We start from the raw sequence: 9,285 nt of genomic DNA, 5'->3' as shown, positions 1-9,285 counted from the left end.
CCCCATCCGTGCATTGTCCACTGCGCTCATCGCTCTAGTGAGCATTGCGGCCCAAGCGCAAAGCGACCATTCATCGCATGGCCAAGCGGATATGCAAATGGAAGCGCCGGCAAGCCCTGCCACAACTGCAGCTGATCCACATGCAGGTCATGGTGCTATGACTGGCAGCGCTGCAAGCGGCCCTGCGATGGATCACGGCAGCATGCAGATGCAAGGGGGATCTGCACCTCCAGATGCTCGCGACCCTCATGGGTATTCCAATGGGTTGACCTTGGGATCGGGCGATTACGCTGTGCCTGGCGTCCCGCGCTTGATGCTTGCGGACGAGCATACCTTTGCCTCGCTGCGTGGCGAGACCCTGGAACGCCGTTTTTCACGCAGAGGTGATGATTCAACAGCCTATGACTTGCAAGCATGGTATGGGACCTCATACAACAAAGCTGTCTTGAAGGCAGAAGGTGACGTCGCCAAAGGAAAGCTCGAAGAGTCTCGCACCGAGCTGCTATGGAGCCGGGCGGTCACAACCTACTGGGATACGCAGCTTGGTCTGCGCTTAGACAACGGAGTGGGACCTAGCCGTCAATGGCTGGCATTTGGTGTACAGGGCCTAGCCCCTTACTGGTTCGAGTTGGAGGCCACAGCCTATGCTGGTAGTGGCGGCAGAACTGCGCTTCGCCTAAATGCAAGCTACGAACTATTGCTGACTCAGCGCCTGATTCTTGAGCCTAGGGCTGAAATGCAGTTTTACGGCAAGGATGATCCAGAGCGCCATATCGGCAAGGGCCTCGCCGAAGCATCTGCTGGCCTGCGTCTGCGCTATGAGTTCAGCCGCCAGTTCGCACCCTATATCGGTGTCGAACGTGCGGGAAGTTTCGGACGTACCGCAGACCTCGTTCGCGCAGAAGGTGGCCGTGCGCAGCAAACACGTTGGGTGGCCGGTGTCCGCTTCTGGTTCTAGCCTGAGTAATGCCCCTTCCTAGTTGGCGCGTCCTTGGGGGCGCCAACTCTACAGACTTAGATTCGACATCTATTTTCAAACCACCATCACATTTAGATAGGAGTCCTCATGAACCGCTCAAACCTGGTCGCTAAGTTCATTGCGCCAATCGCCGCAACAGTGTTCGCTTCTGCTGCATTCGCACATCCTTCGTTAGTCTCCTCCTCTCCTGCGGATAAGTCGCAGGTCGCGGCACCTGCAACGATTGAGTTGAAATTTTCTGAGACGCTGGTTCCTCAGTTCTCGGCTGCGAACTTGACCATGACGGGCATGCCCGGAATGCCGAATCACGGCGCAATGAAGGTCAGCGCAAGCGTCTCTGGCGCTAGCGATGGAAAAACCATGGTCATTACTCCCGCGCAAGCACTTCAACCAGGTGCATATCGCGTGGATTGGCGTGCCGTGTCATCAGACACACACCCTATCAATGGCAATGTCACATTTCAGGTAAAGTAAACAAATGGCCGAGGATTGGTTCACCATCGTATTGCGTCTTGCGCTTTATCTCGACATGGCAGCGGCCTTTGGCGTCGCCATGTTTGGCGTCTATGCCCTTGGCCATGACGAGCGATCCTTGGCAATTGCGCGCTTTTACCGACTATGTGTCGGTGCATTTGCAGCAATCGGAATTGCCTTGTCTGTGGTCAGCATGACAGTCCTTGCCAAGGCAATGTCCGGTGCGCAAACATATGCCGAGTTATCAACGCATGTTTTCGAGATGCTCATCACCGGCACCCACATGGGTCTAGCTTGGTGCATTCGTATTCTTGCGCTTGTGCTTTGCATCTTGATCACATTGGTGAAATTCAATCCAACGGTGCGCTTTGTCACCATGTCCGTATCTAGCGGTGTGGCACTGGCGACCCTGGCCTGGGCTTGCCATGGTGCGATGGACGATGGAATGCTCGGATACCTCCACCTGGCTTCGGACATCGCGCACCTTTGGGCCGCAGGTGCGTGGGTCGGTGCGTTGCTCGCGTTTTTGATCTTAGCCGCAAGCAGTGCGAATACGACATCGAACACAGTTGCGATATTGAGCCGTACATCGAATGGCTTCGCCCAGGTCGGGACGCTGATCGTGGTCGTTCTGTCGATCAGTGGCGTACTCAACTACGTATTGATCGCAGGGCCTTCGCTTGATCCGCTTGTTTCGACACTCTATGGTCAGTTGCTGTTAGGCAAACTAATGCTGGTTCTCGGAATGCTTGCTTTGGCGGCGGCAAATCGGTTCAGGCTTAGTCCAACTCTGGAGGCATCGTTGAGCTCAGGAAATCGTGCACAAGCAGTCGCTAAGCTACGCCAGAGCCTGTTCATGGAGGCAATACTTGCAGTTCTGGTTTTGGCGTGCGTGGCTTGGTTAGGGATTCTTTCCCCAAAAGGAATTTGATCCTCCGAGATCAACCACCGACAGCAGATGCGGGAGCTGCGCTTAGCAGAAGTTGATGTTGCCCCTGTTTTGTGGAGTTCTTAGCTCCCAGATTACGCGGCCTTTTTAGGCTGTGCCTCGTACCAGCGTTGCTCGTACTGCATTGGGCTAAGGTAGCCCGGCGACGAATGCAGTCGTCGGTGATTGTAGAAGGCCATCCAGTCCATCACGGCCTGCTTGGCGTGCTCACGGGTGACGAACCGTTGACCATGCACACTGGCTGCTTTCAGTCGACCCCAGAAGCTTTCTGTGGGGGCGTTGACGCTCCTATGTCAAGCAGAAGATTCAGAGTCTTTCAAGTCAGCCAGGATGAGCGGGTATAGCTCCCGGACGATGTAGCGTTTCAGGCAACGATGAATCTCCTTCTTTGACAGTCCTTCGCCAGTGCGCCGTATTGCAGGGTGCGGGCGTCACTTCGCAGTGCGTTGTTGGCCTGGCGATTGAGCCGATGACGCTGGACCTTGCCTGAGGATGAGCAGCCTCCAATTGGCCCAGAGCCGCTTGCCTGACCCAGTTAGCCAAACTGGCTTTGGGGATGCCCAGAATCTTGCCCACAGCAGCCGCAGACTGTCCTTGCTGCACCTGCCTGACGGCTTCCAACTTGAAGTCTTGCGTGTATTGCGCACGCACTTGCTTTGACGTCATCTCTTGGCTCCTTAGCGAGATTTTGTACAAAACTAAGAACTCCCCTTTTTAGGGGCAAGGTCACTCTCCGCTATCTGGCGTAGACGTGAGTTTGACGAGTTTCTGTATGCCTGACATGAAGATAACAAATATGTAATTTGACGCACAGGTTCCTGACATGTTTGCTCTTCAGAATCCCTTTCATGAGATCGATCATTCGTCGTGATGTGCCCAGCAAGGTCACGCGGACCCCTGGCCAGCAAGGTGAGATCATCTGGCAATTCGCCAAGAAGGCGGGCACTGCCAACTGCGCGTGCCTGATGTCTGGTCACTCGAGGCTGGCATGAAGGGTGCCGTCAAAATGGCCAAGAAGTAATCCACTTTTTTTACTCTCATTCCTGAGGGAGTCATGAACACCATCAAAAACATTCTTGCCGTCTTCGCCCTCGCCATGGTTACATTTATGCCTATAGGCAGCTTCGCCCAGACCATGATGGATCACGGCAAGATGGATATGTCCCAAGCATCGGCATCCATGACCGACGGCGAAATCAAGAAGATCGATCAGGAAACTGGCAAGGTCACCATCAAGCACGGAGAAATCAAGCACATGGACATGCCCGGCATGACCATGGTGTTCACCGCAAAAGACAAGAGTCTGCTGGGCAAAGTGAAGCCCGGCGACAAGGTCAAGTTCATGGTCGTCAACGAGGGCGGGAAGATGGTTGTTAGTGACATTCAGCCCGTTCAGTAAGAACACGCTGCTCGGGCGTGCTGTGTCGTCGCGGACGTATGGGTTGAATGCTGACTGCGACGGTTTTTTCACCGTAAGAAGGAGAACACTATGTCAAAAATTCGCCATACCCTGGTTGGTATCTGTATCGCTTCAGCCTCGCTGAGCGTGATGGCGCAAACCGCCGATGAGCACAAGGCCCATCACCCTGCAGGAAGCACATCGCCTGCGCCCTCGCAAATGAAGGCGGCCGCGAAGCCAACGGGTGCGGGGCAAATGGCTGGAATGGCCAAGATGGACGAGCAGATGAAGGCCATGCAAGCGATGCACGAAAAGATGATGGTGGCCAAAACGCCAGAAGATCGGCAGGCGCTCATGGACGAGCACATGAAGCTTATGCAGGACGGCATGGGAATGATGCAGCAGATGGGCGCAGGCATGCAGGGCATGGGTGGTATGCAAGGTGGCAAGGGCATGCCCGCCAACATGGCCGAGCGCCATCAGATGATGGAAAAGCGCATGCAAATGATGGAGTCCATGATGCAGATGATGCTGGATCGTCTGCCTGCCTCGATGACCAAGTAACGCATCCACCGAATTGGGAGTCACCATGAACCATCAACACGACGGGCACGAGTCGCCCCCCAGCTTCTGGAGTTCTCGCTATGCCATCGGCCTCGTGGTGATAGGCGGCGTGGCGGCATATTTCCTGTTGACCGAACACCTCGCGCATGTCGTCGGGGCGCTGCCTTTTCTCCTGCTCCTCGCCTGCCCGCTGATGCATGTCTTCATGCATGGCGGACATGGCCAGAGCAAGCCTGATGCCAAGAAAACTACCGAATCACGCAATGAAGGGGATTCACGATGAACCATACCGAATCCGCTTATGGCCTGTGGTCGCTGGTCATCATCAATTCAGCGATCTTCATCATGTTTGCGTTCAGCTTTTTCAAGCCCGCGACGGCACGTGACTGGAGGACGTTTGGCGCATTCGCAGCCTTCGTCGTTGCCTTGTTCGTGGAGATGTATGGCTTCCCGTTGACGATTTATCTGCTGTCGGGCTGGCTGCAAACCAAATTCCCTAACCTGGATCTGCTCTCCCACAGCTCGGGTCACCTGTGGTCTACCCTTTTGGGAGAAAAAGGTGACCCGCATTTTGGCGTGCTGCACATCGCTAGCTACGTTTTTCTGGGCTATGGTTTCTACCTGTTGTCCACCGCGTGGAATGTGCTGTACCACGCTCAGCGTCGCCAGTCGCTCGCCACAGCAGGCCCCTACGCACGCATTCGCCATCCGCAGTACGTTGCTTTCGTGATGATTCTGCTGGGCTTCCTGCTGCAGTGGCCCACGTTGTTGACCTTGGTCATGTTCCCTGTCTTGCTCCTGATGTACGGGCGTCTCGCAATCACCGAAGAGAACGAAATGCGCAAACAATTCGGTGCTGAGTACGACAGCTACGCCCAGCAAACACCCCGGTTTATTCCTCGCATGGGCAAGTCCGAGTCGACGAATGACTCCGAATCAAAAAGATGATCTGGATTTCTTCCCGGCGGTACACGCTTCATTTTTTAGGAGTTTGAAATATGAGTATGGTTGATCTGCAAGTCGAGGGCATGAGCTGTGGTTCATGCGTTAAGCACGTGACAAAGGCATTGCAGCCGCTACCGGGGGTCCGCGGGGTGGAGGTCGATCTCCCATCTGGCCGTGTCCGGGTGAGTGGGGAACTGGCGCAGGGCAGCGCTCCTTTGTTGATGGCCTTGACGGATGCGGGCTACCCCGCGAAGTTGGCCACAGACGCGTCCAGTCCCGCTGCGACTTCGCAGCCTAAAGCATCGGGCTGCCACAGTGGCGGCACGGGGGGCTGTGGTTGCCGATAACGGCCACGGCATTTGATTGCGGATTGATCGGCCGGGCGATTCCGCACCCCCGTACTTTTTTGGTAACTCTGAAGGAGCAACGCCATGGATCAGCCTGACAACGACTCCCATGCACCATCGTTCTGGCGCCGTCCATCCGGCTTGGCGCTGGCAACGGCGGCCTTGATCGCCGGTTTTTACCTGCTGCGAGAGCACTGGGGCCATGTTCTGGGTTATTGGCCCTACCTGTTGCTCCTCGCCTGTCCGCTGATGCACCTAATGCACGGCCATGGCGGCCATGGCAACCATGCGCAGACGCCCCAGCGCACCAATAGCGACAAGGAATAATCAATGGACATGCATGCACACCATCATCACGGCAGTCACCCTCCAGCCGCGCCAGTCCCGGGATCGGAGCTGAAGGATCCGGTGTGCGGCATGACCGTCACGGAGCAGTCTGAACACCAATTGACGCACGAAGGGCGGCCCTACTATTTCTGTAGCGCCAAGTGCCAAAGCAAGTTCGCGGCGAAGCCGCTGCAGTACCTTGTATCTATAGCACCCGAGGACACTGCGCCAAAGACGGCCGGCACCATCTACACCTGCCCCATGCACCCCGAGGTGCGGCAGGATCATCCTGGCACCTGTCCCAAGTGCGGCATGACGTTGGAGCCCATCATTCCCCTGGACGAGGAAGACAACCATGAGTTGAAGGATTTTCAGCGCCGCTTCTGGTGGACCCTGCCGCTCACGATCATCGTCACCGTCCTTGCCATGTTCGGCCATCGCCTCGGATTGTTTGACATGAAAGTGCAAACCTGGATTGAACTGGTGCTGTCCTTACCTGTCGTGTTGTGGACTGGCAGGCCCTTCTTCGCTCGCGGCTGGCAGTCCCTCATCCATCGCAGCCCCAACATGTGGACCTTGATTGGTCTGGGTACGGGCGCGGCCTTTCTCTACAGCCTAGTGGCCACTCTGGCGCCGGGCGTGTTCCCAGATTCGTTTATCTCCATGGGGCGTGTGGCTGTTTACTATGAGGCGGCAGTGGTCATCATCTCGCTGACCATGTTGGGCCAGATCATCGAGTTGAAGGCCCGTTCACAAACTTCTGCGGCCATCAAGGCGCTGCTCGGTTTGGCACCCAAGACCGCACGCCGCATTAATGTGGACGGCAGCGAAGAAGACGTACCGTTGAACCATGTTCATGTCGGGGATCTGCTGCGCATTCGTCCCGGCGAGAAAGTGCCGGTCGACGGCGTTGTGACCGAAGGCAGCAGTGCGGTTGATGAATCCATGCTGACCGGTGAGCCTGTACCAGTGACAAAACGCCTTGGTGACAAGGTGATTGGTGCCACGATGAACACCAGTGGCTCATTGGTGATGCGTTCCGAGAAAGTCGGTACGGCCACCATGCTGTCGCAGATTGTTCAGATGGTGGTCAATGCCCAGCGCTCGAAGGCGCCCATGCAGCGAATGGCGGACGTGGTCGCAGGCAAATTCGTGGTCGTGGTGGTGCTCATCGCCATTGCCACCTTTTTTGTCTGGGGTTGGTTCGGTCCGGAACCTAGCTGGGTTTTTGGCTTGATTAACTCAGTGGCCGTGCTGATCATCGCTTGCCCCTGTGCGCTGGGGTTGGCCACGCCCATGTCGGTGATGGTGGCCACAGGGCGAGCTGCGACACAGGGAGTGCTGTTCCGTGATGCTGGCGCCATCGAGAAAATGCGCGAGGTGGACACGCTGATTGTGGACAAGACCGGAACTTTGACCGAAGGAAAGCCCGCTTTCGACGCCGCAGTGGCCGCCCCCGGCTATACAGCGGACGAAGTTCTGCGCCTTGCAGCAAGTTTGGACCAAGGCAGCGAACATCCTTTGGCAGAGGCCATCGTCAGCGCAGCACGCGCCAAGGGCCTGGAACTGATCAAGCCGCTTGATTTCGAATCCAGCAGCGGCATCGGTGTGCGCGGCATCGTCGATGGGAAGCATCTGGTGCTGGGCAACACCGCATTGATGCAGCAGGAGGGCGTGGCCACTGATGCGCTCAAGATCGATGGCGAGCGTCTGCGCAATGAAGGCGCCAGCGTGATGCATCTGGCCGTGGACAGACAACTGGCTGGAATCTTGGCCGTGACCGATCCCATCAAAGCCACCACGCGGGAAGCTATTCAAAATTTGCACGCCAGCGGCTTGCGCATCGTGATGGCAACTGGCGATGGCCTGACCACGGCCAAGGCAGTGGGCGCCAAACTGGGAATCGACGAGGTGCATGGCGAAGTCAAGCCCGCCGACAAGCTGGCGCTTGTGGAGCGGCTCCAGAAAGAGGGCCGCATTGTCGCGATGGCCGGCGATGGTATCAACGATGCGCCTGCGTTGGCCAAGGCCGATGTCGGCGTGGCCATGGGCACGGGAACCGATGTGGCCATGAACAGTGGGCAGGTCACGCTCGTCAAAGGCGACTTGCGCGGAATCACTGCGGCGCGTGATATCTCCACTGACACGGTCCGAAACATGCGCCAGAACCTCCTGTTCGCCTTTGTTTACAACGGCATTGGGGTGCCGATTGCGGCAGGCGTGCTGTACCCGTTCACTGGATGGTTGTTGTCCCCGCTGATCGCGGCGCTGGCCATGAGTCTGAGTTCGGCCTCGGTGATATTCAATGCCCTGCGTTTGCGGCGCGGGAAAAAATGACCCCGTAGTTCGGAGGAGTGATGACCCCCCCGCCTCACCACAAAAACCTCGGACCTCTCAAAGCACCGCGGCGGGGGGGGCAGGAGAGCAGGGGTGCAAAGACGCAACGGCCAAGCAGAGGATCTACCACCGACCGCCTTGGCGAGCCCCCGAAGGCATCGGCATCACGCCTTGACGTAGGCGCGCGGATGTCCGCCGCCAGTGCCGCTTGGCATGGCGCACCCAAAGTCACTCAAGTCAGCCAAGGCATTGAAATACATGACGACCATTGATGTCCCTCTTCAAGGCATTACGCAGCAGACCAATTCTCTAGCCTCCCCGCGATGGGTACTTACCAATTTCATCGCGAGGTGACCGCCACGCTGGCAGCGTCCCCGGGGGTGCTGTTCCCGCTACTGGACGATCCATCCCGACTGGCGGCGCACATGGGGAAGCGCTCAGCCATGTTAGCCTGGGGGATGATTCATACTGAAACGGACGAACTACGCGGCCAGGCCGTGGGTTCGGTCATCCGCATGTCCGGCAACGTTCTCGGTATGTCTTTGCGGCTGGAAGAAGCCGTTGTCGAACGGGTACCCCAACACCACAAGACGTGGGAGACCCTTGGTGAGCCGAGACTGTTGGTGATCGGCAGCTACCGCATGGGCTTCGACTTTGCTCCAGGCGGTCACCGCACGAGGCTGCGGGTCTGGATCGACTACAACCTGCCTTCGGCTAAGGGGCAGCGATGGCTTGGAAGGCTCTTTGGACATTCTTACGCGGACTGGTGCGTGCGCAAGATGCTGCAGGCGGCTACGCAGGCCGCCAATGGAGCGCATCGATGAACGGCTACGATCTTCCCCGGGCGCACCGGGCCTGGTTGCTGCGCTTGCTGTCGGTCTGGTGATTGGCTTGGAGCGCGGCTGGCACGATCGCGAATTGCCGGAGGGGGATGCGGACAAAAACTTGGACTACCAGGAGGTAG

The 9,285-nt window shown here is 57.3% G+C and carries 11 protein-coding genes and 3 pseudogenes; 11 read left to right on the top strand and 3 right to left on the bottom strand.

What is annotated here, in order from left to right:
* From CTATCC11996_RS08525 to copD, 3 genes are all read left to right on the top strand, one after another.
* The coding region (locus CTATCC11996_RS08525; protein ID WP_238532402.1) for a copper resistance protein B at window positions 1–958 on the top strand (958 nt) is incomplete at its 5' end.
* Window positions 959–1,066: 108 nt separating this feature from the next.
* The gene (copC, locus tag CTATCC11996_RS08520) at window positions 1,067–1,453 is read left to right on the top strand and encodes a copper homeostasis periplasmic binding protein CopC (protein WP_003075128.1); all 387 of its coding nucleotides are present in this window, start codon (window positions 1,067–1,069) and stop codon (window positions 1,451–1,453) included.
* Between the two features lie 4 nt (window positions 1,454–1,457).
* Window positions 1,458–2,384 (top strand): copper homeostasis membrane protein CopD, encoded by a 927-nt coding sequence (gene copD, locus CTATCC11996_RS08515; protein WP_003075125.1) that lies wholly within the window; start codon window positions 1,458–1,460, stop codon window positions 2,382–2,384.
* A gap of 92 nt (window positions 2,385–2,476) precedes the next feature.
* Here copD and CTATCC11996_RS24915 read toward each other — a convergent pair.
* The 3 pseudogenes from CTATCC11996_RS24915 to CTATCC11996_RS26575 form a co-directional block, all read right to left on the bottom strand.
* Window positions 2,477–2,683: pseudogene (locus CTATCC11996_RS24915) on the bottom strand (IS3 family transposase); the annotation flags it as partial.
* Between the two features lie 12 nt (window positions 2,684–2,695).
* Window positions 2,696–2,937, bottom strand: a pseudogene (locus CTATCC11996_RS26580) (IS110 family RNA-guided transposase); the annotation flags it as partial.
* A gap of 23 nt (window positions 2,938–2,960) precedes the next feature.
* Window positions 2,961–3,068: pseudogene (locus CTATCC11996_RS26575) on the bottom strand (hypothetical protein); the annotation flags it as partial.
* A 388-nt stretch (window positions 3,069–3,456) separates the two neighbouring features.
* On the opposite strand from CTATCC11996_RS26575, the gene CTATCC11996_RS08510 reads away from it, so the two are divergent.
* From CTATCC11996_RS08510 to CTATCC11996_RS08480, 8 genes are all read left to right on the top strand, one after another.
* Window positions 3,457–3,801 (top strand): copper-binding protein, encoded by a 345-nt coding sequence (locus CTATCC11996_RS08510; RefSeq protein ID WP_003071684.1) that lies wholly within the window; start codon window positions 3,457–3,459, stop codon window positions 3,799–3,801.
* Between the two features lie 90 nt (window positions 3,802–3,891).
* Window positions 3,892–4,365 (top strand): hypothetical protein, encoded by a 474-nt coding sequence (locus CTATCC11996_RS08505; protein ID WP_003071682.1) that lies wholly within the window; start codon window positions 3,892–3,894, stop codon window positions 4,363–4,365.
* Window positions 4,366–4,390: 25 nt separating this feature from the next.
* Entirely contained in the window at window positions 4,391–4,648 is a 258-nt protein-coding gene (locus tag CTATCC11996_RS08500) for a DUF2933 domain-containing protein (RefSeq protein WP_003071679.1), read from the top strand.
* Window positions 4,645–5,313, top strand: coding sequence for a methyltransferase family protein (locus CTATCC11996_RS08495; RefSeq protein WP_003071677.1), 669 nt, complete (start codon window positions 4,645–4,647; stop codon window positions 5,311–5,313). The genes CTATCC11996_RS08500 and CTATCC11996_RS08495 overlap by 4 nt, the downstream gene beginning before the upstream one ends.
* Window positions 5,314–5,363: 50 nt before the next feature.
* Complete coding sequence (locus CTATCC11996_RS24905) at window positions 5,364–5,657, top strand: heavy-metal-associated domain-containing protein (RefSeq protein ID WP_003071675.1); 294 nt, start codon at window positions 5,364–5,366, stop codon at window positions 5,655–5,657.
* Window positions 5,658–5,741: 84 nt separating this feature from the next.
* The gene (locus tag CTATCC11996_RS08490) at window positions 5,742–5,984 is read left to right on the top strand and encodes a DUF2933 domain-containing protein (RefSeq protein ID WP_003071673.1); all 243 of its coding nucleotides are present in this window, start codon (window positions 5,742–5,744) and stop codon (window positions 5,982–5,984) included.
* 3 nt (window positions 5,985–5,987) lie between these two features.
* Window positions 5,988–8,321: a heavy metal translocating P-type ATPase gene (locus tag CTATCC11996_RS08485; RefSeq protein ID WP_003071670.1), complete on the top strand. Its 2,334-nt coding sequence runs from the start codon at window positions 5,988–5,990 to the stop codon at window positions 8,319–8,321.
* A 323-nt stretch (window positions 8,322–8,644) separates the two neighbouring features.
* Window positions 8,645–9,145, top strand: a complete 501-nt coding sequence (locus tag CTATCC11996_RS08480) for an SRPBCC family protein (RefSeq protein WP_003071665.1) — start codon at window positions 8,645–8,647, stop codon at window positions 9,143–9,145.
* Window positions 9,146–9,285: the final 140 nt, after the last annotated feature.

It is taken from the genome of Comamonas testosteroni ATCC 11996 (assembly GCF_000241525.1).
In the GTDB taxonomy this organism is placed as follows: Bacteria; Pseudomonadota; Gammaproteobacteria; order Burkholderiales; family Burkholderiaceae_C; genus Comamonas; species Comamonas testosteroni.
The sequence above is the reverse complement of the archived record's forward strand: the minus strand, read 5'-3'. Positions and strand labels throughout refer to the sequence as shown.